Source organism: Pseudomonas sp. KK4 (assembly GCF_001984065.1).
Classification (GTDB): Bacteria; Pseudomonadota; Gammaproteobacteria; order Pseudomonadales; family Pseudomonadaceae; genus Aquipseudomonas.
In genome coordinates, this window is record NZ_LYVP01000081.1 from 1 (window position 1) to 24,850 (window position 24,850).

Below are 24,850 nucleotides of genomic sequence, written 5' to 3' on the forward strand. Positions count from 1 at the left end.
CTGTCATTCAACATTGATGTTGGCTGACAGACCGCTTTCGCGAGCAAGCCCGCTCCCACAATTTACGTCAGAGGTTGACGACGTTGACGAAGCGCGAAGCCGCGGTTTCGTCGATCTTGAGGCTGGTGAAGTCGAACAGGTTGCGGTCGGCCAGTTGCGACGGGATCACGTTCTGCAGGCTGCGGAAAATGCTTTCAGTACGGCCCGGGGTTTTGCGTTCCCAGTCCTGGAGCATTTCCTTGACCACCTGACGCTGCAGGTTTTCCTGGGAACCGCACAGGTTGCACGGGATGATCGGGAACTGCTTGAGATCCGAATAAGCCTGGATGTCTTTTTCGTTGCAGTAGGCCAGCGGCCGGATCACCACATTGCGACCGTCGTCGGCACGCAGTTTCGGCGGCATGGCCTTGAGCGAACCGTTGAAGAACATGTTCAGGAAGAAAGTCTCGACGATGTCGTCGCGGTGATGACCCAAGGCCATCTTGGTCGCGCCGATTTCGTCGGCGAAGGTGTAGAGCGTGCCGCGACGCAGGCGCGAGCACAGCGAGCAGGTGGTTTTGCCCTCGGGAATGAGCTCCTTGACCACCGAGTAGGTGTCTTTCTCGACGATGTGGTACTCGACGCCCAGCTCCTTGAGGTAGGCCGGCAGCACGTGCTCGGGGAAGCCCGGCTGTTTCTGGTCCATGTTCACGGCCACGATCTCGAACTTGATCGGCGCGACCTTCTGCAAGTGCATCAGCACGTCGAGCATGGTGTAGCTGTCTTTGCCGCCGGACAGGCAGACCATGACCTTGTCGCCGTCCTCGATCATGTTGAAATCGGCGACAGCCTCACCGGCCTGGCGGCGAAGGCGCTTTTGCAGTTTGTTCTGGTTGACCGTAAGAGTGCCCATGACGCGAAATCCGTGAGGTGTGACGAAAGGCGGGCATTTTACGCAAAAACGCCCCGGTGGCGAAGAGCATGCCATCCCCTCGTGGGAGCGGGCTTGCTCGCCAATGCAGTGTGTCAGTGGACATTACCTGATCTGGCACACCGCATTCGCGAGCAAGCCCGCTCCCACAGGGGATTGTGGTTGACAGTGCCAGCGGCGATTAACAGCGATTTTTACAGCGCAATTTGCTCTAAGCCCCTGCTCCTTGTGAGGGTAAGACCTTCCTATACTGCGTCATAAGGTCGCACACAATTCCAGACCTATTCGTTACTTGGCCATTGGCCTGTAGGCGCTCCACTGGGGGGCGACGGTAAAAAACAAGAGGAGTGACCGGCATGATCCATCACGTAGTGGGACTCTTCACCCACCCCGACCAGGAATGGAAAGACATCCGTGGCGATCAGGAGGAGAGCATCAGCCACATGTACCTGACGCACACGCTGATCCTGGCGGCGATTCCGGCGGTGTCGGCGTTTATCGGTACCACAAAAGTCGGTTGGGTCATCGGCAGTCGAGCGCCGGTGATGCTGACAATGGAAAGCGCACTATGGATGTCGATCATGTCGTACCTGGCGATGCTCGGCGGGGTGGCGGTGATGGGGGCATTCATTCACTGGATGGCCCGCACCTATGATGCCAATCCAAGCCTGGCCCGCTGCGTGGCGTTCGCCACCTACACCGCGACACCGCTGTTCATTGGCGGTCTGGCGGCGCTCTATCCACACCTGTGGCTGGGGATGATCATCGGCACCGCGGCAATCTGCTACACCGTCTACCTGCTGTATGTGGGGCTGCCGACCTTCATGAATATTCCATCGGACGAAGGATTCCTGTTTTCCAGCTCGGTGCTTGCCGTGGGCCTGGTGGTGCTGGTGGCCATCATGGCGTTCACCGTGATTGTCTGGGGACTCGGCGTGGGGCCGGTCTATACCAACTAGCTTCACCTACAAAAATCAGAACTGCCGACACAGGCCGCCGCAAGGCGGCCTTTTAATGCCTGATGCAACAGAAGCGGCCACGACCATTCGGCGCCTTGACGATTCGCAAGGCCCCGGGGTTGCGGCATACTCGACGTCTCTGGAGATCCATCAAGCATGCCCGAGCAACTCAATACCCGCGTCGAAGACTGTTTCCAACAAGCCGAATCCTTTTTCAAACGACCTTTCAAACGCCCCGTGGTGAGCCTCAAGCTGCGCGGGCAAAAAGCCGGTGTCGCGCATTTGCACGAGAACATGCTGCGCTTCAACCCGCAGCTGTACCGGGAAAACACCGAAGACTTCCTCAAGCAGACCGTCGCCCACGAAGTCGCCCACCTGATCGCCCATCAGTTGTTCGGCGACCGCATCCAGCCCCACGGCGAGGAGTGGCAACTGATCATGCGCGGCGTGTACGAGCTGCCGCCCAATCGCTGCCACACCTACGACGTCAAACGCCGCAGCGCGACCCGCTACATCTACAAATGCCCGTGCGCCGACAGCGATTTTCCGTTTTCGGCGCAGCGGCACAGTCTGGTGAGGCAGGGGCGGCGGTATTTGTGCCGGCGGTGTCGCAGCACGTTGGTGTTCAGTGGGGAGATGCGGGTCGAGTAGACGGATTTGTGGTGTCAGGTCTGGCCTCTTCGCGAGCAAGCCCGCTCCCACACGGGACCTCCGTACACAGGCCCCATGTGGGAGCGGGCTTGCTCGCGAAGACGGCCTGACAGGCGCTAGAGAATCACCTTGGCACGCCGCAATTCTTCAATCCGCTCCACACCGAACCCCAACTCCCCCAACACCTGATCCGTATGCTTCCCCAACCCCGCGCCGATATGCCGTGGCTCGGGCAGCCCTTCGGAAAACTTCAGCGGGCATGCCATCTGCGCCTGGCTCGAACCATCCCCTCGGGGCACTTGCGTCACCAGCTCCCGCGCCTGCAACTGCGGATGGCGCACCGCTTCGCCCAGACTCAACACCGGCTCGACACAGGCATCGAGTTCGGCAAACAACGCCGACAGTTCGGCAAAGTCATGCTTTTCGAATTCTGTCTTCAACGCTTCCTTGAGTTTCTTCTGCTGCGCCGATTGCGGCGACAGCCCCAGAGTCGCCAGCTCTTCCAGGCCAAGGGCCACACACAATGGCTTCATGAACGCCGGCTCCAGGCTGCCCACCGAGAGCCAGCGCCCATCCCGCGAGCGGTAATAGTCGTAGAAGCTGCCACCATTGAGCACCTGGTCTTCGCGCCCGGGCTCGATGCCACAGGCCAGATACCCGGCGCCGGCCATGGCGTTCAGGCTGAAGGCGCAGTCGGTCATGCTCACATCAAGATGCTGGCCCTGGCCGCTTTGCTGCCGGGCGATCACCGCCGCCAACAGGCCGATCACCCCGTGCAGTGAGCCACCGGCGACGTCCGCCACTTGCGCGCCCAACGGCAACGGCCCGCTGTCGGCGCGACCGGTGTAGCTCGCCAGGCCGGCCAGCGCCAGGTAATTGATGTCATGCCCGGCGCGGTCCTTGTAGGGCCCGGTCTGGCCGTAGCCGGTGATCGAGACGTAGATCAGCCGTGGATTGATCGCCTTCAAGGTCTCGTAACCCAGGCCCAGCCGCTCCATCACACCGGGGCGAAACTGCTCCAGCACGATGTCGTAATCCTTGAGCAACAGCCTGATCACCTCCAGCGCCTCGGGCTGCTTGAGGTCCAGGGCCAGGCTGCGCTTGTTGCGGTTGAGGTAGGCGTGACTGGCGGAGACGCCATGATCGTGCGGCGGCAGTACACGCAGCAGGTCCATGCGGGTCGGCGATTCGATGCGCAGCACCTCGGCGCCCATGTCGGCCAGGAGCAGCGAGGCGAACGGCCCCGGCAGCAGTGTCGAGAAATCCAGAACCTTGAGTGATGCCAGTGGACCGAGCATGAACATTCTCCCTAGACGATACCCACCAGCCTAGGCAGGCGAACGCGGGGGAGCAATCACCTTATGCGCCAGTTGCACTGACCGTTACGCTCAAATCCTGGGCATGAAAAAACCCGCCGAAGCGGGTTTTTTCATGCCACGAAGGTTACTTGACGTTGCTTGGGGTTGCACCTTCTGCCACACCCAGGTCGTCCTCTGGACGCTCTTCAGCGATGCCACGACCGCCCGAGGCCAGCTCGGATTGCAGTACGTCGGTGTCCAGTTCCTTCACCCACTTGGCCACAACGATGGTGGCAACGGCGTTACCAACCAGGTTGGTCAGGGCACGGGCTTCGGACATGAAGCGGTCGATGCCGAGGATCAGCGCCAAGCCGGCAACCGGCAGGTGGCCCACGGCGGACAGAGTGGCGGCCAGTACGATGAAGCCCGAACCGGTCACGCCCGCGGCGCCTTTGGAGGACAGCAACAGCACCACCAGCAGGGTGATCTGATGGGTGATGTCCATGTGCGAGTCCGTGGCCTGGGCAATGAACACCGCCGCCATGGTCAGGTAGATCGCGGTACCGTCGAGGTTGAACGAGTAGCCGGTCGGGATCACCAGGCCCACGACGGACTTCTTCGCACCCAGACGCTCCATCTTGATCAGCATGCGTGGCAGTACCGATTCCGAAGACGAGGTACCCAGCACGATCAGCAGTTCCTCACGGATGTAGCGGATCATTTTCAGCACGCTGAAACCGTGCAGACGGGCAATGGAACCCAGCACGATCAGGATGAACAGCAGGCAGGTGATGTAGAAGCAGGCCATCAGTTGACCCAGTTGCACCAGCGAGCCGACACCGTAGGCACCGATGGTGAACGCCATGGCACCGAAGGCACCGATGGGCGCGAGCTTCATGATCATGTTGATGATGTTGAACATCACGTGGGCGAAACGATCGATGAAGTCCAGCAGCGGTTTGCCGTAGGCGCCCAGGCGATGCAGGGCGAAACCGAAGATCACCGAGAACATCAACACTTGCAGGATGTCGCCGGTGGCGAACGCGCCAACGATGGTGCTCGGGATCACGTTGAGCAGGAAGCCGACGACGCTCTGGTCAGCACCGGCGGCCACGTAGGTCGCGACCTTGGAAGCATCCAGGGTGCTGACGTCGATGTGCATGCCAGCGCCTGGCTGCACGATGTTGACCACGACCAGGCCGACCAACAGGGCGATGGTCGAAACGATTTCGAAGTAGAGCAGTGCGTAACCGCCGGTCTTGCCAACCGATTTCATGTTCTGCATGCCGGCGATACCGCTGACGACAGTACAGAAGATGATCGGGGCGATGATCATCTTGATCAGTTTGATGAACCCGTCACCCAGCGGCTTCACGGCCACGCCGATCTGAGGGTAGTAGTGACCGAGCAAGATACCGATGACAATTGCAACGATCACCTGGAAATACAGGGATTTGTACAGTGGCTGACGAGTCGTCATTGCAAAGTTCCTCAACAGTGCGCGGTGACAACATCCACCTGTTGCCCACGACACTTCAATTGCGAACCCTCCTGCACTGGAGGGATTTGTTTTTTCGAGCTGCGCGACGGCAGGCATCTGCCCGTACCATCGCAAACCCCGTGCCACCTTCGGTCATTCGCCTGCAAGCCTTTTGATATCAAGGGCTGCAGGTTTTTTTATAGCGACCCAGTGTTACAACACCGTGGCGGATTTCCGCCGCCAGGCCAAAACGCGTCCTGCTATTTGGCGGATATCCGCCTTGTTCACCGTTCGATAGCGCCGCTACCATCCACCGCTCAGTGCAAGGATTGACCTGTTATGCGCGAACGTACCATCGCCAGTCATTTCGCCCGTGCCGCCCTGCGCGGCGCGCAACGCTATGGCTACGACTGCTCGGGTCTGTTGCAGCAACTGGGCATCAGCCCCGAGTTGCTCGAAGAGCCGCGGGCGCGCATCGCACCTGAGCAGTTCACCCGATTGCTGCAGTCACTGCGCCTTGAACTCAATGACGAATACCTGGGGCTCGCGCAAGGCCGCAGCCTGCCGGGCAGCTTTGCGATGATGTGTCATGCCGTGATTCATTGCCGCCACCTGGAAAAGGCGCTCAACCGCGGCTTATTGTTTTATAGCCTATTCCCCGACGCCCCGCGCATGATCATGAGCCGCGAAGGCGATTTGATTCGCCTGAGCCTGGACGATGCGCAACTGCGCGACCCGGACCATTTTCTCAGCGAAAGTCTGTTGGTGATCTGGCACCGCTTCGGCAGTTGGCTGATCGGCCAGCGCATCCGCCTGGAGCAGGCGACGTTCAGCTACCCGCGACCGGAACACGGGGCGGAATACGACCTGTTGTTCGCCTGTCCGCTGAAGTTTTCCACGACAGAAGACGTCACGGCGCAGACCAGCCTGGTGTTTCACAGTCGCTACCTGAACATGCCGTTGCTGCAGGACGAGCGCACCCTCAAGCATTTTCTTGAGCGCTCGCCCGCGGACCTGCTGTCACGCCCGGATGACGGGCATAGCCTGAGCAGTCAGTTGCGGCGCCTGCTCAGTCGAGACAGTTCACCCTGGCCGGACCTGGACGCCGTCGCCGCGCACCTGCACATCAGCCCGCAAACGCTGCGTCGGCATCTGCGAGAAGAAGGCACCAGTTTTCAGGAATTGAAGGACCAGTTGCGCCGCGACATTGCGATCTACCACCTGAGTCGCAACGATCTGCCCTTGCAGCAGATCGCCGAGCAGTTGGGGTTTTCCGAGCCCTCGGCGTTTCATCGGGCGTTCAAGAAGTGGACGGGGCTGACGCCGGGGGCCTATCGGGCGCAGGAAAGCTGAGCTTTGAGGTGGATTGACAGGCCTCTTCGCGAGCAAGCCCGCTCCCACATTTTGTCCGGATTACACAGTGACATTGTGGGAGCGGGCTTGCTCGCGAAGAGGCCCGACAGCACACCACACATGCCCCCTCATATCACCGGAAACAGAATCCTGAACGCCGCGCCCCCCATGGGTGAATCCCCCAGGGTCAGCCTGGCGCTGTAGCTCTCGATGATGTCCTTGACCACCGCCAGCCCGATACCCTGCCCCGGATGCTGTCGATCCAGGCGCTCGCCCCGTTGCAGAATGCGCGCACGCTGGTCCGGCGGTACGCCGGGGCCGTCATCTTCGACGCACAACTCGATGCCGCTCAGGGTCTGCCGCACGCTGATGCGCACTTCCCCCAGGCACAGGCGATAGGCGTTCTCCAGCAGGTTGCCCATCATTTCCAGCAAGGCGCCCTGCTCGATCGGCACGTAACAGTCCTGGGGCAGGTCCATGGCCACCTTCACACGCTTGTCGCGGTAGACCTTGTCCAAGGTGTCGCACAGGCTTTGCAGCACCGGGCGCAGATGCACCTGATGGCGCACCAGACCGCTTTTACGCAGGCTGGCGCGTTGCAATTGGTAGCTGATTTGTTGGCTCATGCGCTCGATCTGGGTTTGCAGCACCCAGGCCTGGTCGCGATCCGCGGGGCGTTGCGCCATGTCCTCGCTGACCCCTTGCAGCACCGCCAACGGGGTTTTCAGGCTGTGGGCCAGATCGTCGAGGGAATCGCGGTAACGGCTGCGTTGTTCACGCTCGCTGTGCAACAGGCGGTTCAGCGAGCCGGTGAGGCGCAACAGCTCACGGGGGTGCTGCTCGCTGAGGCTTTCCCGGGCGCCGCTTTCGATTTCATCCAGTTCCTGGCTGAGCCGACGCAACGCGCGCAAGCCCCAGGTCAAACCGCTCCAGAGCAGTACCAGCAACACCAGCAACGCCGCGCCGAACCCCAGGTAGAGGTTTTCGCGCAGGCCCTCGAGGGTCAGTTCGTACTCACGCACCGGTTGCAGCGCCACGATGCTGAACGCTGCGTTTTTGCCGCCGAGCAGCTTGACCTCGACGTCATAGACGAAGAACTCCTGGCCATTGGCTTCACGGATTCTGGCGAACTCGTTGCCGCGCCCGTCATAACGCGGCGTGTAATTGATCTTTTCTTCCTGGGTGCCCCTGGAACGCCAGACCAGGTGGCCCTCACGGTCGTAGATGTAGCCCAGCAGGCGACTGTCGGTGAGGTTGAAGCGTTCGTCGGGCAGTTGCGCCGGCATCTGCAAGCGGTTGTTGTCCACCCGGGCGGCGGAGATCAGCGTGGTCACGTCGGACGCCAGGCGCTGTTCGATGGAATCCTGCAACGCCAGGCTGAACGCTCCCTGCATCGCCGGCAACAGCGCCAGCATGAACAACACCGCCAGGATCGTCGCGGCGAGCATCAGCCGGACGCGCAGGGAACGAATCAAGTGCAGCGCTCGTTGAACAGGTAGCCCAGGCCGCGCACCGTATCGATCGGCTTGAACCCGGCCTGCCCTTCGAGCTTGCGACGCAGGCGGCCGACCAGCACTTCGATCACGTTCGGATCACGCTCGTCATCATCCGGATAAAGCTGCTCCATCAGGCGATCCTTGGCCACCACTTGCTGATGATGGCGCATCAGGTATTCGAGGATGCGGTATTCGTAGGCGGTGAGCGCCAGCGGTTGCTCATCGAGCGTCGCCTGCTTGCGATTGAGGTCCAGGATCAGCGGCCCGGCGACGATGGTCGATTGCGTGAAGCCGCTGGAGCGGCGCAACAAGGCGTTGAGCCTTGCATCGAGCTCTTCGAACTGGAACGGTTTGACGACGTAATCGTCGGCGCCGGCGGCCAGGCCTTCGACCTTGTCCTGCCAGTTGCCGCGCGCGGTGAGGATCAGGATCGGAAAGGTCTTGCCCCGCGAACGCAACTGGCGGATGAGGTCCAGGCCACTCATGCCCGGCAGGCCGAGATCGATCACCGCCAGGTCATGGTTGAACTGTTCGGTCTGGTACAGCGCCTCTTCGGCATTGGCCACCGATTCGACCACGTGGCCACTTTCCGTCAGGCGGGTTTGCAGGTGATGGCGCAACAGTGCTTCATCTTCAACGACCAGCAGCTTCATAACGCTCTCCTGCACATCAACAGCTCCAGAGGCATGACCTTCTCAATGGCTGGAATCACGAATACTCGCCGCCCAGATCGTAGCGACCCATGAGGTCCTGCTCGCGAAGTTTAATGCCATTGTGGGATACCGACACATTCTCATACGTGGCGTAATAACCGCTCTGACTGTTCTGGCCGGTCAGGTGCGCGCCCCAGGCGCTGTTATCGGCGACCACGGTGGCCACGTTCGAATAACTCAGTACACCGGACTTTTTGAGTTTGTTGGCGGTCTGTCCAGAAGAAGGTCGGGTGAAGTGACCGTCGGAGGCATGGGCGGCAGCGCTGACGCCGACAACGGTGAACGCCAGAATCAGGTTTTTCAAGCCAGTCATAGGGAGTGTCCTCACGCGCTGTGCGCTTTTTTGGTAGCGCCAAGGTTACTGACCGGGCCCTGAACTCCCCCTGAACGCAATCTGAACCTAAGCTGAATCAACCCGAAGCGATTGTTTTCACGGTTTTCGACAGGAGATTGGACTATGCGCATGTTCTTCGCGTTGCTCTTGCTGGCCTTGAGCGGATTTAGCCAGGCCGCCATCAAGACCCAGGAGATTCCCTACCAGAGTGCCGACGGCACCAAGCTGATCGGCTATTACGCTTACGACGACGCGATCAAGGGCCCGCGCCCGGGAGTCGTGGTGGTGCATGAATGGTGGGGGCTCAACGATTACACCAAACGCCGTGCCCGCGACCTCGCCGGCCTGGGTTACAGCGCTCTGGCCATCGATATGTATGGCGACGGCAAGAACACCGAACATCCCAAGGACGCCATGGCCTTCATGCAGGCGGCGATGAAAGACAGTGCCGCGTCCAGTGCACGCTTTCAGGCCGGGCTCGACTTGCTGAAGAAACAACCACAGACCAACCCTGACAAAGTGGCGGCCATCGGTTACTGCTTCGGCGGCGCGGTGGTGCTCAATGCCGCGCGCCAGGGTGTGCCGTTGGCCGGCGTGGTGAGTTTCCACGGTGCGCTGGCGACCAATACTCCGGCGACACCGGGCAGCGTGAAGGCGAAGATCCTGGTCGAACATGGCGCGCTCGACAGCATGGTCACGCAGGATAACGTCGCCGCCTTCAAGGCCGAGATGGACAAGGCCGGGGCCGACTACAAGTTCGTCAGTCTCGATGGCGCCAAGCACGGCTTTACCAACCCCGACGCGGATCGCTTGAGCCACGGCGATCATGGCGGGCCGGATATTGGTTACAACAAGGCGGCGGATGAGTCGTCGTGGGCGGATATGCAGGCGTTTTTCAAGAAAATATTCAGCTGACCGCTTGGTGGCGAGGGGGCTTGCTCCTTCGCCACAAAAACCCTATGCCACTACCCAGTTTTCAGGCAACCCGGCAAAATGCGCACATGAATTCCATCCCCGCCCTGCCCGTCTGTTGCACGCCCCTCGATGCCCACTGGCCGCTGCCCTTTGCGCTACCCGATACGGTTTTGCTCAGCACCCACTTCGACACCTCGCAACTGCGCAGCGATGATTTCCAGCGCAGCGATATCGAGGCGCCGCCGAGCATCCAGCGTTCGGTCGCCAAGCGTCAGGCCGAGTTTCTTGCAGGGCGCCTCTGCGCCAGGGCGGCCTTGCAGCAGCTCGAAGGCCTGAGCCTCAGCCCGGCCATCGGCGAAGACCGCGCACCGGTGTGGCCGGCACATATCAGCGGTTCGATTACCCACAGCACCGGGCGCGCTGCGGCAATCGTCGCCCAAAAAAGCCACTGGCGTGGCTTGGGCATGGACATGGAGAACCTGCTCAACGCCGAACGCGCCGAACGCCTGGCGGGGGAAATCCTTACACCGCCGGAGCTGCAACGCATGGCGGCAGGTCGGCGCGATCAACTGGCGCTGTGGGTGACCCTGACCTTTTCGGTCAAGGAAAGCCTGTTCAAGGCGCTGTACCCGATCGTTCAACAGCGCTTCTATTTTGAACATGCCGAAGTGCTGGAGTGGACCGAGGCTGGTGAGGTGCGGTTGCGGTTGTTGACCGACCTGTCCAGTGAATGGCGCAACGGTACCGAACTGGGTGCGCAGTTCGGGGTGCAGGATGGGCAGTTGTTGAGTCTGGTCAGTATCAAGGCTTGAAGATTTTCATCGCCTGAGCCGGCCTCTTCGCGGGCAAGCCCGCTCCTACAGGGGCCGTGGTGCACACAACACCTGTGGGAGCGGGCTTGCTCGCGAGGGCGTCGGGACATTCACCACAACACTCAGCGCTTCTCCTGATTCCTCGGCCAACTCAAACTGAAACACGCCCCGCCCAGGCTCTTGCTCTTGCCGATCAGCGCCCGACCGTCATGCCAATGGATGATCCGCCGCACAATCGACAAGCCCAACCCATGCCCGCCCGATGCGCGGGTGCGGCTGTCGTCGAGGCGCAGGAACGGGGTGAAGATTTTCTCCCAGGCGATTTCCGGCACGCCCGGCCCGTCGTCTTCAACATCCACGCGACAACGCTGCTGCCCCACTTGATAGCTGATGGTCACCCGTGATTGCGCGTGACGCATGGCATTGCTGACCAAATTCTGGATCGCCCGATGCAAGTAACGCGGCTCGGCCTCCACCCAGGCGTCATCGCAGTCGGCAGCCGACAGGCACAAGCCGCGCTGGACCGTGACATCGGGGCGCAATGGCGCCAGTTCCTCGATCACCTGATTGACCAGGGCATCGAGGTCGATGCGCTGGAAAATCAGCGCCGGCGAGCCCTGTTCCAGCCGCGCATAGGTCAGCATCTCGTCCACCAGACGGTCGAGGTCCTCGATGTCGTGGTCCATGCCCTCGCAGTATTTTTCCAGGGCTTGCGGCGTGGTTGCCGAACCGATCATTTCCAGGCCAAAGCGCAGGCGTGCCACCGGTGTGCGCAATTCGTGGGACACCGCGCGCACCAGTTCGCGCTGGATCGCCAGCAGTTGCTGCAGGTGTTCGGCCATGCCGTTGAACGCCGACGCCAGTCGCCCCACGGAGTCCGCACCACGGGCAGGCACCCGGGTTTCCAGGCTGCCCTTGGCGATGCGCGTGGCCGCTGCTTCCAGGCCACGCAGGCGGCGCTCCAATTGGCGCACCAACAGGTAGACGATCAAACCGATCAGGGTCAGGCCCAGGGCCGCGATCAGCACCAGCCACTCAGGCGGATAGGGATTCATCTGGTAGAGCGGGCCGATTTCCAGCACCCAGGGCGTGCCGACCATGCCGGCGAACACCCGGATCGAATCGCCGCCCTTGCCCAACGCCATCACGGTGTCGCCCTCAGACACTCGACGACTCTGGTCTTCGTCCATGTCGGCGTCTTCCACCGTGACCAGGCGCAAGTCGAACCCGAAGCCTTTGTCCTGCTTCAATTGCGCCAGGCGCACCGGTTGCTCGCCCACCGGGTAGCGCACCAGTTCGTCGGTGAGCAGGTAAATGGTCGCCCGGGCCAACTGCTCGCTGATCTGCTGCACATCACCGGTCAAAACGAGTTGTTCCTTGTCGCTGACCAGGCGGTAGACCCGCGCCGCGTGCGGCCCGGTCTGCTCCACCAGGGCCTGGCCACGTAATACGCGGGTGCGCTGGGTGAGGTCCAGATCGGTCTCGCTGAAGGTTTTCAGCGCCAGGGGAATGCCGAGCAATCGTTCCCACACCAGCAGCGCGCGGTGGCGTTCGGTCAGGTTCATGGGTTGCAGGTTGTCGGCCATCAGGGAAAACGTGCCGTGGGCCAGCCGTTCGCGGTATTGCTCGCTGCGCACCTGGTTGAGCATGTGCAGCGCCAGGACGCCGAGTACCGCCACCAGAATCAGCGCAGCGCACATGCCGCCGTAAATGCGCAGGAAGATCGAGTTCACGGGGATGAGTCCGCGCAGGCCTCGGGGACGAACAGGTAGCCTTTGCTGCGGATGGTCTTGATCAGCCGCGGATGGTCAGGATCGTCGCCGATTTTCGGACGGATACGGGAAATGCGCACATCAATGGAGCGATCCTGGCCGTCATAGCCGATACCGCGCAGGGCGGTGAAGATTTCTTCCCGGGACAGAATGCGCCCGGCGTTGGCCACCAGCAGCCAGAGCAGATCGAACTCGGCACTGGTCAGCTCGATACCGTTGTCGTGCAGCCAGGCTTCGCGCAAGGCGTTGTCCACCACCAGCGGGCCAAATTGCAGGCGTCGTTGTTTTTCCGGGCCGATTTCCGGCGTTTCGCTGCGCCGCAGCAAGGCCTGGATGCGCGCCAGCAGCAGGCGCGGGCGCACCGGTTTGCACACGTAGTCGTCGGCGCCCAGGTCGAGGCCGAGGATCTGGTCGGTGTCGTCGGTGCGCGCGGTGAGCATCAGGATCGCTCCGTCGTAACGGTCACGGACCTTGCGGCAGATGCTCAGGCCGTCTTCACCGGGGAGCATCAGATCGAGGATCACCAGGTCCGGCTGCTCCTTGATGATGCGTGCCGCCGCCAGGGCGCCATTGCCCTCGATCGACACACGCAGGCCATTGGCTTGCAGATAATCGCGGGTCAGGTCGGCCAGACGCTGGTCGTCCTCCACAATCAGTATCTGCCAGGCTTGTTGCTCCACGGGTGACCTCTACTTGCCAAGAACACTAATAAGGAAGGATCCGCCCGTCTTTTTGTAATATTTGGAGAGGTTAAATTTCCTACGGGCTGGCCGATTGTATAAACGTCGGCCCCACAGAACACAAGCCGGTAAATGCGTTCGGACAAGGCGGTTTTTTGTGATAGGGTTCGCGCCCTTAAAAATCTGCCGGGCTGTTTTCGACCCTCGAAAATTGCTGAAAAAAGGGCCGATGCAGCAGCATCGCGGCCTACACGCCGATTCGCTCTTTCACACACAATTTACGCACAGGTTTATCCACAGGCAGCACGTTGCAACCCCCTCGAAAACGCATTATCTTGTAGCACGGCGCTAAAAAAACCCTACATGTAGGGTTTTGCCTTAAAAGCCCCACCACATTTCAGGCCGGAAACTCAAGCGCTTTATTTGCCTGTTTCCGGTTGAACGACGCGTCATTTTACAAGCCCAAACCGCACTGGCGGATGGCACCGTTTTTTCAGGCCGGAACGGCCAGAACGGTACGGGTGTTGCAGTCATCACTGTCACCCTTGAAAGGAATCCGGTGTCGAGCCCAGGCTCGTCATCAATGACTTCGGCAAGGAAGCGGCATCATTAGCCTTTTTTCCTACTGTCCCGAAGTTGATATGCCCGACGCCCGTCGGTTGTAGTGCTTCAGGACAGAACGGTGGGCACCGTGATGGTGCCCAAACAAACATAGAGAATGTGGAGACACACCCCCATGCAAACCGACACAACTCGCGAGAACCCGCAGGGCACCTTGCCGCAGGCCGCCGATTCGAATTCGGATCTGTCCGCCACCGCGCCTGGCCAACTGCGCGTGATCAAGCGTAACGGCACTGTCGTTCCTTACACCGATGACAAGATCACCGTCGCCATCACCAAAGCGTTTCTCGCAGTTGAAGGCGGCACCGCTGCCGCTTCGTCGCGAATCCACGACACCGTGGCGCGCCTGACCGAGCAGGTCACTGCCACGTTCAAGCGTCGCATGCCGTCGGGCGGCACCATCCACATCGAAGAAATCCAGGACCAGGTCGAACTGGCCCTGATGCGTGCCGGCGAACAGAAAGTCGCACGTGACTACGTGATCTACCGTGATTCCCGTGCCAAGGAGCGCGCTGCGCACTCCCCGGCCGAAGAAGCGGTCAACGCTCACCCATCGATCCGCATCACCCGCGCCGACGGCACCTTCGCCCCCCTGGACATGGGTCGCCTGAACACCATCGTCACCGAAGCGTGCGAAGGCCTGGAAGAAGTCGACGGCGACCTGATCCAGCGCGAAACCCTGAAAAACCTGTACGACGGCGTGGCCCTGACCGATGTCAACACCGCCCTGGTGATGACCGCCCGTACCCTGGTCGAGCGTGAGCCGAACTACTCGTTCGTGACCGCCCGCCTGCTGATGGACACCCTGCGTGCCGAAGGCCTGGGTTTCCTCGGTGTCGCCGACAGCGCCACCCACCACGAAATGGCCGACCTGTACGCCAAGGCCCTGCCTGCCTATATCGCCAAGGGCATCGAGTACGAGCTGCTCAACCCTGAGCTGGCCAAGTTCGACCTGGTAAAACTCGGCGCTGCGATCAACCACGAGCGCGACCAGCAGTTCACCTACCTGGGCCTGCAAACCCTGTACGACCGTTACTTCATCCACAAGGATGGCGTGCGTTTCGAACTGCCGCAGATTTTCTTCATGCGCGTGGCCATGGGCCTGGCGATCGAAGAGAAAGACCGTGAAGCCCGTGCCATCGAGTTCTACAACCTGTTGTCGTCTTTCGATTACATGGCTTCGACCCCGACCCTGTTCAACGCCGGTACCCTGCGTCCACAGCTGTCGAGCTGCTACCTGACCACCGTACCGGACGACCTGTCGGGCATCTACCACGCGATCCACGACAACGCCATGCTGTCGAAATTCGCCGGTGGCCTGGGCAACGACTGGACGCCGGTTCGTGCGCTGGGTTCGTACATCAAGGGCACCAACGGCAAGTCCCAGGGCGTCGTCCCGTTCCTGAAAGTAGTCAACGACACCGCCGTTGCGGTTAACCAGGGCGGCAAGCGCAAGGGCGCTGTCTGTGCCTACCTGGAAACCTGGCACATGGACATCGAAGAGTTCATCGAGCTGCGCAAGAACACCGGTGATGACCGTCGTCGTACCCACGACATGAACACCGCCAACTGGATCCCTGACCTGTTCATGAAGCGCGTCTTCGATGACGGCAAGTGGACCCTGTTCTCGCCGTCCGAAGTGCCGGACCTGCACGACCTGACCGGCAAGGCTTTCGAAGAGCGCTACGAGTACTACGAAGCCCTGACCGAGTACCCGGGCAAGGTCAAGCTGTTCAAGACCATCCAGGCCAAAGACCTGTGGCGCAAGATGCTGTCCATGCTGTTTGAAACCGGCCACCCATGGCTGACCTTCAAAGACCCGTGCAACCTGCGCAGCCCGCAGCAGCACGTGGGCGTGGTCCACAGCTCGAACCTGTGCACCGAGATCACCTTGAACACCAACAAGGACGAGATCGCCGTTTGCAACCTGGGCTCGATCAACCTGCCGAATCACATCGTGAACGGCCAGCTCGATACCGCCAAGCTGCAACGCACCGTGAACACCGCCGTGCGCATGCTCGACAACGTGATCGACATCAACTACTACTCGGTGCCGCAAGCGAAGAACTCCAACTTCAAGCACCGTCCGGTCGGCCTGGGCATCATGGGCTTCCAGGACGCTTTGTACCTGCAGCACATTCCTTACGGTTCCGATGCTGCCGTGCAGTTCGCCGACACGTCCATGGAAGCGGTCAGCTACTTCGCGATCCAGGCGTCCTGCGACCTGGCTGACGAGCGTGGCGCTTACGAGACGTTCCAGGGCTCGCTGTGGTCCAAGGGCATCCTGCCGCTGGATTCGCAACAGATCCTGATCGAAGCCCGTGGCCAGAAGTACATCGATGTCGACCTGAAGGAAACCCTGGACTGGGCACCGGTTCGCGCCCGTGTGCAGAAAGGTATCCGTAACTCCAACATCATGGCCATCGCACCGACCGCGACCATCGCCAACATCACCGGCGTCTCGCAGTCGATCGAACCGACCTACCAGAACCTCTACGTGAAATCGAACCTGTCGGGCGAATTCACCGTGATCAACCCGTACCTGGTTCGCGACCTCAAGGCTCGCGGTCTGTGGGACTCGGTCATGATCAACGACCTGAAGTACTACGACGGTTCGGTGCAGCAGATCGAGCGCATCCCGCAGGAACTCAAAGAGCTCTACGCGACCGCGTTCGAAGTGGACACCAAGTGGATCGTCGACGCGGCAAGCCGTCGTCAGAAGTGGATCGACCAGGCTCAGTCGCTGAACCTGTACATCGCTGGCGCATCGGGCAAGAAGCTGGACGTGACCTACCGCATGGCCTGGTACCGCGGTCTGAAAACCACTTACTACCTCCGTGCCCTGGCCGCGACCAGCACCGAGAAGTCGACCATCAACACCGGTAAGCTGAACGCTGTTTCCAGCGGCGGCAACCACGGCGACGACTCGGTCCTGGCCGCTCCGGCAGGTCCTGCTCCAGTGCCGAAGGCCTGCGCCATCGATGAGCCGGATTGCGAGGCTTGCCAATAAGCTGAACCGCTGAGCGCTGAAAGGCGCTTGACTGCAAACCCCCGACAGACCTCTGGTGTGTCGGGGGTTTTCTTTTGTCAGCCGATACCCACTCAATGGTGGGCTTACATTGGCACCGGTGGAAAATCCAGGGTGGTTTTCGCCACATTGTTCAGCAGGTTGGTGAACGTAAGCAGTGTTATTTGAGCGATAACCTCAACAATCACCGCATCCGTGAGGCCAGCTGAACGGGCAGCAGCCAACACGTCATCGCTGACCTGGCCGCGACTGAGAGTGACTTCCCGAGCAAAAACAGAATAGGCATCCAGACTTCCGTCGCGAGCACCAAGCACCTGTTGCGCAGTCAGGCCGACCTTGCCACCGACCACAGTATGAACCGATGTGCAGTACTCGCAGCCATTGACCTGTGAGACTGCCAAGGCAACGATTTCACGCTGTTTGGCCGTCATCGAGCTGGTTTCGTTCGTTTGATAAAACTGCAAATAGCTGCCCAATGCTGCGGGTGAATGCGCCAACACTTTAAATACGTTGAATACCACGCCATAGGCGCTTTCAACGCTATCAAGCAGAGGACGGGAAGCTTCTGGAGTTTTATCAGCACTAAGCACTTCGATACGAGACATCGTATTTTCCTTCATCAATAAATCAATAATCACGCGCACAACTTCAGTGGCTGACACATCAGCGTTGTGAAATCGAGAGTCAATCAGCGTTTGGAAAACAGGCTCTGTTGCATCCGTTACTGGATGACTTCAGCCGGCTTCTCTGCCTCGACGACTTTCTTGGTTGCATCGCGCTCATGGACATGGCGGTGCGCAGTGCGGTCGATGTTCAGACTCAGCAGTTCCGGACGGCTGTAGTGGCCGCGAGAATCCATCTGGCGCTTGCGGATCTGGATATGGAACAGGTCGATATCAACGATCACTTCACCCTCGCCTTCGGTCATTTCGCCCAACACTTCACCTTGCGGGTCGATGATCGCGGTGTAACTGCCTCCAGAAATCGGGCCAATGTCACACCCTGTGTCAGCAATGATTTGCGCTTGCTGCTCCGGATGCAGCCAGGCGCAGGAGTTGACCACGAAGCAGGCCGACTCCAGAGCGTGCATGCGAATGCTCACTTCCATTTGACGGGTGAACAGATCACCGGCGAATGAACCTGGGTACATCGAGGCGTGAATCTGTTCGCCGTCTTCGATCAGCGCGTAACGGATCAGCGGGTTGTAGTGCTCCCAGCAAGCCAGTTGGCCAATGCGGCCTACCTTGCTGTCGACGGCCCTGAGGCCGGATGCATCACCCATGCCCCAGATCATGCGCTCGTGATAAGTCGGGTTCAGCTTGCGGCGAGCCTGGATCAGGGTGCCGTCGGCATCAAACAGCAGTTGGGTGTTGTACAGGGTGCTGCCATCACGTTCGTTGACGCCGATGGAGACCACCATGTTTGCAGCTTTTGCCGCCTTGCCAATTTCATCGGTTGTGGCCGAAGGCACGACGACTGCATTTTCCAACAGTTTGTAGTGCTCGCGGCCCATTTCAAATGGAGTCTGTACGAACGAGAAGTAGGGGTAGTACGGAACGATGGTTTCTGGGAAAACGGCAAACTGCACGCCCTTGTCGCCGAGCGCCTTGATCTTGTCGACGATCTTGGCAACGGTGCCTTCACGGCTGTAGAGAACGGGCGCAATTTGTACGGCAGCAGCTCTGACGATAGTCATGGAAGTATTCCTCGCTGGTGGATTGATGGTCAGCGAGGAAAAGATTACAGACGAAATTTATTGTCCGTAGGACGCAGTTGCCACCTTTTCGGTCATCGGCTCGCGATCACTCTTAAAGGCTCAAGACAGGGACAACGTCCGGATTGGGTCAGGGTTGCCTGAAAGGCGATCAGGCACGATTGGCTCTTTGAAAAACCTGAGGGGGTTGACCGAAGGCTCTGATAAACGCACGGCGCATGCGCTCACGGTCGCCAAAACCTATCTCTCTTGCGATTACATCAATGGAATGGTTGCCGGTTTCCATCATGATTCTTGCAGATTCAACCCGCAGATTCTCGACGGCTTTGGCTGGGGATTTTCCCGTTTCATTATGAAAAACCCGACTGAATTGCCGCGGACTCATATTGACCGCGTAAGCCAGTTTTTCAACGGACAAGTCCGCCTTCAGGTGTTGCCTTGCAAAGGTCAACGCAGCCTGCACACGGTCAGACTTCGGATCAAGCTCTTGCATGACGGAGAACTGTGACTGCCCCCCCGCACGGCGGTGGTAGACAACCAGCATTTTGGACACCAGGCGTGTGGTTTGCGGGCCAAGATCGTTTTCAACCAACGCGAGGGCAAGATCAAGGCAGGCGGTCATCCCGGCCGCCGTCCAGATTGGGCCGTCGTTGATAAATATGCGGTCCTCATCAACCTTGATGTTCGGATAGCCCTTCTTCAGGTCTTGCGCATGGGCCCAGTGGGTGGTCGCACGGCGTCCATCGAGCAGGCCGGCCTCTGCCAGCGCTGCCGAACCGGTACAGATGGAGCAAAGACGTCGGGTAAAGGGGCTGGAGCGGTGTAGAAACTCGACCAGACCTTTGGAGGGGAGTCTGACTACGTTATCGCCCAGGACGATCAGCGTGTCGAACATGCGTTGATCGAAAGCCTCGGTATTCACACTGAAGCCCGCGGAAGTCTGGATCAAACCGCCGTGCTCTGAAAGCAGCGTCATGCCATACACTTCATCCTTGGCAATCATGTTCGCGATTTCAAAGGTTGCAGACATTGAAAGACCCAGCACCTGGCAACCCGGGTAGAGAACCAGACCTATATTCTGCATGGCACCATCTCCCGTCCCCCAATGCGGCCTGCGTATGCATCGCAGGCTTTTACATTGCGGTTGTACTCCATTCCTGAGTAAACGCCAATGACCCGCCGGAGCCAAGGGGCTAGGCGACCATTGTCAAATTCGTCAGGCGCGCTGAATCATTTGCGGGGGTTGGCCAAAAGCGCTGAGAAAAGCCCGACGCATGCGTTCGCGATCTCCAAACCCGGTATCGAAAGCGACACGATCAATCGTCGAGCGCGCTGCATATCGCGCGCCCCAACACCTGAAATTGAGGGTAAATGATAATTCCGATTTCCAGCATGAGCCGAGCACTCGTATACATCACACCACGTTAAGAACGCGTACCTGCGAGCAAAAAAATGCCGCACATCCCCCGAACGAAGAGCACGGCATAAATACAACTCGGGATGTTTGCGACCCGGGCGCTTATAAACTTAAAAGTTGGAACCAACAAAAGCATTATTGATGGGGCGGTGGCGTCAGCAGCAGTGAAAGTGGCGACAAGGGACCGACGGGGATAAATTCAAACGTTATCAAACCCGCTCGATCCAATGGCATCTTGGCAAATATCGCGCGCGCCTCTTCAACATTGGTCATATTCAGCACGAACACAACCCCCTGTTTGTCGTTGCGAACGTTCCACTGCTCAATTTTTCCATCCAGGCTCAGTTGAACGGTCTCTCGAACCTCTTGAGGCAGAGCGGCACTGATCGCTTCCTGGGTGGAACCGGGTGTAATGGTGCCTACTGCAATTATTTTCGTCGTAGGGACTTTCGGCAGCGGTTGGGCAATGGCAGCGTTGGACAACGCTAGTGCCAGCCCCGCCGAAGTTACGAATGCCAACCGGGTTATCAACTTTTTAACCGTCATGTCTTTACCTCTGGATAATCAATAAATGCCTGTCACGCTTCACTGTTAAGGGCGCAACAGCGCAGACGGCACAACAACCTCAACTTTGCCTGTCGCCACGTCGTAAACCATGCCGGTTACGAGGAATCCGCCTGGCAACTGTGGGTTGGCCTTGAGTGCAGCGACATCCAGGGCTACCGCTGCGTAGGGGTCAGGGATCGCCAAATTGTCGAGTTCGGTCACCTCTACACCCAGGTTTTTTGCCAGTAATGCGGGGGCATGGGCCAGGCAAGGCGTGATGCCACAATCGGTATGATGAAGCACAATCAAATTCCATCCCGGACCGACATCCTTCCCTTCAGCGACAGCGACTGATCGCACGATAGCCATATTCTGAAGCGTGGCCGGATTGATACGCCCGCCCACATTGCGAATAACCGCCGCCTCGCCTGGTTTCAAACCGAAAATGTTCGCCGGGTCGACCCTTGGATCTACACAGCCAATGATCACTGTTTTCATGGACGGCATGATGTTGAGATTTACATCGAACTCACTGTCGACAAAGGCTTTATTACGTTGGGTAAGATCGTCTACTACGCTCATTATTCCTCCTGCTACTTGGTTGAGTTTATGGATGATTAGCCGGCACTGTTTTCGCGACATAAAAACAATCTGGCGCTGTTAGTTTTGCTTGCTATTGATCCAGTAACCACTGCAACTAAAGTCGGCGGCCAACTCATCAAGCGGTCACAATAAAAAGCAAAGATACTTAGCCAAACATGAAAGAGGACTTATTTGAGTACTAGTATCTGCACTCGGCATGGGTGTTATTTTGCGAGCATGCGACACAGTCCACAATGTCATTGATGCCACCTTTTAGGCCATGCAATGAATGCAAACCCATGCATGTGTCGATTGGATCTGCGTATGTGTTGTTTATCCGGCCCATAAAAAAACCCCTCTTTCGAGGGGTTTCCTGTGCAGCTCAACCTGGCATCAGGTCATCTGGATGATGGTCTGCATGATGGTGCTCTGGGTGGAGATGGTCTTGGCGTTCGCCTGGTAGTTGCTCTGCGCCTTGATCAATTCGACCAGTTCGTTGGTCACGTTGACGTTGGACTCTTCCAGGGAATTGGAGTGAATCTCCCCCAGGCTGCCGGTTTGCGGTGCGTCGTAGCCTGGCTGACCCGAAGCGTAGGTTTCCTTCCAGCTGGTGCCGCCCACTGGCTGCAGGCCTTGTTCGTTGGTGAAGCTGGCCAGGGCCAGTTGACCGATCGGCTTGGTCTGGTAGTTGCTGAAGTTGGCCAGCATGACGCCGCTGCCGTCGATCGTCAGGTTGGTGATCTGGCCAGTGGCGTAGCCGTTTTGCGCAGGGATGGAGCGAGCGCTGTCGGCGTTGAATTGCGTGGTGTTGGTCATGGTGACCGTCACGCCCGCCGGGTCGGAGGCTGCGCCGTTGGCTGCCCAGACGCCATTGGTCACTTTGCCGGGAATCCAGCCGGTGATTTTCAGATCAGGGCTGACCACTGGAGGCGTGCCCGGGGTGGTCACCGAAACCAGCTTGCCACTGGTGTCAAACGCCATGGTCGACGGGACCGGACGCGAAGCGGCGTTCATTGGATCGCTGCCGTTGGGGTTACGACCATCGATCAAGGTATAGACGTCCCAGGTGTTGGCACCCGTCTTGACCATGTATTGATCCATCTGGTGCGTGTTGCCTTGAGTATCGAAAATCTGGGTGCTGAACTGCTTGTTGAAAGCGGTCCCCGGCTTGCTCGGGTCGAACGGGTTGGCCACGGTGTCGATCACATCGGACTTGGAGTCCAGGTTGATCGTCGACGAAACGGTGGTGGTGGTCTTCGGCGCCAGGTTCGACGTGTCGATGCGCAGGTCAGTCAGCACGCCGTTGATGATCTTGCCATTGGCGTCCACGCCATAGCCTTGCAGACGGGCGGTGCCGTCGGTGTTGGTGACGTAGCCTTCCTTGTCGACCTTGAACGTACCGGCACGGGTGTAGGACAGCGAGCCGCTGTCGTTGAGCACGAAGAAGCCGGAGCCGTTGATGCCCATGTCCAGCACGTTGCCGGTGTTGTTGATGTCACCCTGGGTGAACTGCTGGGACACGTTGGCCAGGCGCACACCGCTGCCGGTGGTCTTGGTGCCTGTGCCCAGCCGAGTGGCCGAGTACACATCTTCGAATTCCGCGCGGGACGATTTGAAGCCGACGGTGGCCACGTTGGCGATGTTGTTGCCGGTCACGTCCAGTTGCTTGTTGGCGGCATAGAGACCGCTAAGGCCGATGTTAAAAGACATGTTCCACTCCTTTGTGCCGGGTTAGTCGGCTCTATATACCAATGGTTTGCACTTTGGACAGGGCGACGCTGCCCAGCCCGGCCAGATTGAGCATCAACTCACCGCCGGTCTGGCTGATGGTCACGCTGTTGACGGTCGCCGGCAGGTTGGTGATCAGCGCAACGCTCTGATCATCGATGGTGGTGGTCGCCGCGAAGGTGTAGGTACCCGACGGCGCCACGTTGCCCGCGTCATCCTTGCCATCCCAGGTGAAGCTGGCGTTGCCGGCCTTCTGGTCGGTCAGGGTGATGGTGCGAATGACTTTGCCGTCCTTGTCGGTGATTTTCACGTCGGTTTGCGCCACCGACTGTGGCAGTACCACCGAACCGGTCATGCCCTTGGTGGTGTCGACCACGGCCTTGTCGCCCGGCGCGATGACCGAACGGCCCACCAGCGACGAAGCCTGCAAGGCCTGGGACGAACCGAAAGTGCCGGCAATGCCGCTCACGGTGTCGTTGAGGGTGGTGATGCCTTCCAGGCTGCTGAACTGCGCCAATTGCGCCACGAACTCGCCGTTGCCCTGGGGTTCGAGCGGGTTCTGGTTTTTCAGCTGGGTCACCAGCAGTTGCAGGAACGCATCCTTGCCCAGGGCTTTTTTACCGGTGGCACTGTTGGCCGCCGATGCCAGGGCATCAGTATCCTTGTTGGTCTTGACCGAGGAATTGGCCAGGATGTCGTTGATCGACAAACCACTGGTGGTATCGGAAACACTCATCTGAGTCGCCCCTTATCACTGACCGAGGGTCAGTACTTTCTGCATCATGGTTTTGGCGGTGTTCATCATTTCGGCGTTGGTCTGGAACGACCGGCTCGCGGAGATCATGTCGGCCATCTCTTCCACCACGTTGACGTTCGGGTAGTAGACGTAGCCCTTGGCGTCGGCCGCCGGATGGTTCGGCTCGTAGCGCGCCTCGAGGTTGCTCTGGTCTTCGACCACACCCAGGACCTGCACGCCTTGACCGGCGGCGTCCTGATTCTGGAACAGCGAATCGCTGCCGCCGCTCTGGCCTCCCTGGAACATGGTGGCGAACACAGGGTGGCGCGCACGGTAGGTCTGGTCGATGCTCGACGAGACCGTCTCGGCGTTGGCGATGTTCGAAGCGACGGTGTTCAAGCGAGTGGTCTGGGCACTCATGCCGCTACCGGCAATGTTGAAAACACTGGATAGAGACATGACTTACTCCCCGCGCAGGGCTGAGACCAGCCCTTTGAATTTGCTGTTGAGCAGGGTGAAGCTGGCTTGGAAGTTGACCGCGTTTTCGGCGTAGTTCGACTGTTCCAATTGAGCGTCCACGGTGTTCTGGTCGATCGAGGGCTGCATCGGCGTGCGGTACATCAGCGACTCGTCGCCATCGCCCAGGCCTTGCGCTTCGATATGACGGCTGTTGGTCATGTTCAAGGCGAACGTGCCGTTCTTGGCCTTTTCGCTTTGTGCCTCGAGCACTTTGGAGAATTCCAGATCCCGAGCCTTGTAGTTCGGGGTGTCGGCGTTGGCGATGTTGTTGGCCAGGACTTCGGCACGCTGGGCGCGGAAGCCCAGAGCCTTTTCGTGAATGCCGAGTGCGTTATCGAAGCTGATGCTCATGTCGGGAAACCTTTGGGTGACCTGATTTTTCGTACGATGGACATAGCAAGCGGCATGCCAATTCAAAAAGGCCCGTAAACCGGGGCTTTGCCGGCAGTGGCAAGGCGGCAATGCCAGAAAAGCGGCAACGGGTTTCCGCCGTCTGCCGCTTTTCTGCCGCTTTTCCCTGGTCAAAAATCATCTCTTGTGGGAGCGGGCTTGCTCGCGAATGCGGGTATCCAGACAAGGAAATGTC

24 protein-coding genes and 1 pseudogene are annotated in these 24,850 nt (G+C 59.4%); 6 read left to right on the forward strand and 19 right to left on the reverse strand.

Annotated features, from left to right (window positions below; translation table 11 throughout):
- Positions 1 to 67: 67 nt before the first annotated feature.
- Positions 68 to 892 (reverse strand): tRNA 2-thiocytidine(32) synthetase TtcA, encoded by an 825-nt coding sequence (gene ttcA / locus B0W55_RS21705; protein ID WP_077047964.1) that lies wholly within the window; start codon positions 890 to 892, stop codon positions 68 to 70.
- Between the two features lie 374 nt (positions 893 to 1,266).
- On the opposite strand from ttcA, the gene B0W55_RS21710 reads away from it, so the two are divergent.
- Positions 1,267 to 1,869 (forward strand): Yip1 family protein, encoded by a 603-nt coding sequence (locus tag B0W55_RS21710; RefSeq protein WP_077047965.1) that lies wholly within the window; start codon positions 1,267 to 1,269, stop codon positions 1,867 to 1,869.
- 156 nt (positions 1,870 to 2,025) lie between these two features.
- Positions 2,026 to 2,520 carry a SprT family zinc-dependent metalloprotease gene (locus tag B0W55_RS21715; RefSeq protein ID WP_077047966.1) on the forward strand — a complete coding sequence of 165 codons (495 nt, stop codon included), beginning with the start codon at positions 2,026 to 2,028 and terminating at the stop codon, positions 2,518 to 2,520.
- A gap of 116 nt (positions 2,521 to 2,636) precedes the next feature.
- Here the strand turns inward: B0W55_RS21715 and B0W55_RS21720 are convergent, their stop codons facing one another.
- Positions 2,637 to 3,818: a CaiB/BaiF CoA-transferase family protein gene (locus B0W55_RS21720; protein WP_077047967.1), complete on the reverse strand. Its 1,182-nt coding sequence runs from the start codon at positions 3,816 to 3,818 to the stop codon at positions 2,637 to 2,639.
- Between the two features lie 145 nt (positions 3,819 to 3,963).
- On the reverse strand, positions 3,964 to 5,298 hold the full coding sequence (locus B0W55_RS21725) for a dicarboxylate/amino acid:cation symporter (protein WP_077047968.1): 1,335 nt from the start codon (positions 5,296 to 5,298) through the stop codon (positions 3,964 to 3,966).
- A 339-nt stretch (positions 5,299 to 5,637) separates the two neighbouring features.
- On the opposite strand from B0W55_RS21725, the gene B0W55_RS21730 reads away from it, so the two are divergent.
- Positions 5,638 to 6,651, forward strand: a complete 1,014-nt coding sequence (locus B0W55_RS21730; RefSeq protein WP_077047969.1) for an AraC family transcriptional regulator — start codon at positions 5,638 to 5,640, stop codon at positions 6,649 to 6,651.
- 128 nt (positions 6,652 to 6,779) lie between these two features.
- Here B0W55_RS21730 and B0W55_RS21735 read toward each other — a convergent pair whose 3' ends face one another.
- From B0W55_RS21735 to B0W55_RS21745, 3 genes are read right to left on the reverse strand one after another with little or no spacing between them, the layout of a single operon-like run.
- Positions 6,780 to 8,126 (reverse strand): ATP-binding protein, encoded by a 1,347-nt coding sequence (locus tag B0W55_RS21735; protein ID WP_077047970.1) that lies wholly within the window; start codon positions 8,124 to 8,126, stop codon positions 6,780 to 6,782.
- Positions 8,123 to 8,800, reverse strand: a complete 678-nt coding sequence (locus tag B0W55_RS21740) for a response regulator transcription factor (protein WP_077047971.1) — start codon at positions 8,798 to 8,800, stop codon at positions 8,123 to 8,125. Before B0W55_RS21740 ends, B0W55_RS21735 begins: the two co-directional genes overlap by 4 nt.
- A 55-nt stretch (positions 8,801 to 8,855) precedes the next feature.
- A complete protein-coding gene (locus tag B0W55_RS21745; protein ID WP_077047972.1) occupies positions 8,856 to 9,173 on the reverse strand; it encodes a hypothetical protein in 318 nt (105 codons plus the stop codon).
- 144 nt (positions 9,174 to 9,317) lie between these two features.
- On the opposite strand from B0W55_RS21745, the gene B0W55_RS21750 reads away from it, so the two are divergent.
- On the forward strand, positions 9,318 to 10,109 hold the full coding sequence (locus B0W55_RS21750) for a dienelactone hydrolase family protein (RefSeq protein WP_077047973.1): 792 nt from the start codon (positions 9,318 to 9,320) through the stop codon (positions 10,107 to 10,109).
- An 86-nt stretch (positions 10,110 to 10,195) separates the two neighbouring features.
- A complete protein-coding gene (locus tag B0W55_RS21755; RefSeq protein WP_077047974.1) occupies positions 10,196 to 10,921 on the forward strand; it encodes a 4'-phosphopantetheinyl transferase in 726 nt (241 codons plus the stop codon).
- A gap of 122 nt (positions 10,922 to 11,043) precedes the next feature.
- On the opposite strand, the gene B0W55_RS21760 is transcribed toward B0W55_RS21755, so the two are convergent.
- Complete coding sequence (locus B0W55_RS21760; protein WP_077047975.1) at positions 11,044 to 12,654, reverse strand: ATP-binding protein; 1,611 nt, start codon at positions 12,652 to 12,654, stop codon at positions 11,044 to 11,046.
- A complete protein-coding gene (locus B0W55_RS21765) occupies positions 12,651 to 13,373 on the reverse strand; it encodes a winged helix-turn-helix domain-containing protein (RefSeq protein WP_077047976.1) in 723 nt (240 codons plus the stop codon). Before B0W55_RS21765 ends, B0W55_RS21760 begins: the two co-directional genes overlap by 4 nt.
- Before the next feature lie 736 nt (positions 13,374 to 14,109).
- Here B0W55_RS21765 and B0W55_RS21770 point away from each other — a divergent pair.
- A complete protein-coding gene (locus B0W55_RS21770; protein WP_077047977.1) occupies positions 14,110 to 17,004 on the forward strand; it encodes a ribonucleoside-diphosphate reductase subunit alpha in 2,895 nt (964 codons plus the stop codon).
- Between the two features lie 104 nt (positions 17,005 to 17,108).
- On the opposite strand, the gene B0W55_RS21775 is transcribed toward B0W55_RS21770, so the two are convergent.
- The 11 genes and pseudogenes from B0W55_RS21775 to B0W55_RS30980 all read right to left on the reverse strand — a co-directional run.
- Entirely contained in the window at positions 17,109 to 17,627 is a 519-nt protein-coding gene (locus B0W55_RS21775) for a carboxymuconolactone decarboxylase family protein (protein ID WP_077047978.1), read from the reverse strand.
- Between the two features lie 116 nt (positions 17,628 to 17,743).
- Positions 17,744 to 18,718, reverse strand: a complete 975-nt coding sequence (locus tag B0W55_RS21780; RefSeq protein WP_077047979.1) for a nitrilase-related carbon-nitrogen hydrolase — start codon at positions 18,716 to 18,718, stop codon at positions 17,744 to 17,746.
- Positions 18,719 to 18,887: 169 nt separating this feature from the next.
- The gene (locus B0W55_RS21785) at positions 18,888 to 19,820 is read right to left on the reverse strand and encodes a GlxA family transcriptional regulator (protein ID WP_077047980.1); all 933 of its coding nucleotides are present in this window, start codon (positions 19,818 to 19,820) and stop codon (positions 18,888 to 18,890) included.
- Positions 19,821 to 19,952: 132 nt separating this feature from the next.
- A pseudogene (locus B0W55_RS31255) lies at positions 19,953 to 20,060 on the reverse strand (GlxA family transcriptional regulator); the annotation flags it as partial.
- 228 nt (positions 20,061 to 20,288) lie between these two features.
- A complete protein-coding gene (locus B0W55_RS21795) occupies positions 20,289 to 20,699 on the reverse strand; it encodes a hypothetical protein (protein ID WP_083743217.1) in 411 nt (136 codons plus the stop codon).
- 45 nt (positions 20,700 to 20,744) lie between these two features.
- The gene (locus B0W55_RS21800) at positions 20,745 to 21,281 is read right to left on the reverse strand and encodes a carbonic anhydrase (protein WP_077047982.1); all 537 of its coding nucleotides are present in this window, start codon (positions 21,279 to 21,281) and stop codon (positions 20,745 to 20,747) included.
- Positions 21,282 to 21,674: 393 nt separating this feature from the next.
- A complete protein-coding gene (gene flgE / locus B0W55_RS21805) occupies positions 21,675 to 22,991 on the reverse strand; it encodes a flagellar hook protein FlgE (RefSeq protein WP_077047983.1) in 1,317 nt (438 codons plus the stop codon).
- A 31-nt stretch (positions 22,992 to 23,022) separates the two neighbouring features.
- Complete coding sequence (gene flgD, locus B0W55_RS21810; protein ID WP_077047984.1) at positions 23,023 to 23,745, reverse strand: flagellar hook assembly protein FlgD; 723 nt, start codon at positions 23,743 to 23,745, stop codon at positions 23,023 to 23,025.
- 15 nt (positions 23,746 to 23,760) lie between these two features.
- Positions 23,761 to 24,204 (reverse strand): flagellar basal body rod protein FlgC, encoded by a 444-nt coding sequence (gene flgC / locus B0W55_RS21815; RefSeq protein WP_007937507.1) that lies wholly within the window; start codon positions 24,202 to 24,204, stop codon positions 23,761 to 23,763.
- A 3-nt stretch (positions 24,205 to 24,207) separates the two neighbouring features.
- A complete protein-coding gene (gene flgB / locus B0W55_RS21820; RefSeq protein ID WP_077047985.1) occupies positions 24,208 to 24,615 on the reverse strand; it encodes a flagellar basal body rod protein FlgB in 408 nt (135 codons plus the stop codon).
- A partial coding sequence (locus B0W55_RS30980) for a hypothetical protein (protein WP_218189770.1) occupies positions 24,596 to 24,850 on the reverse strand: 255 nt, incomplete at its 5' end. The genes B0W55_RS30980 and flgB, both read right to left, overlap by 20 nt.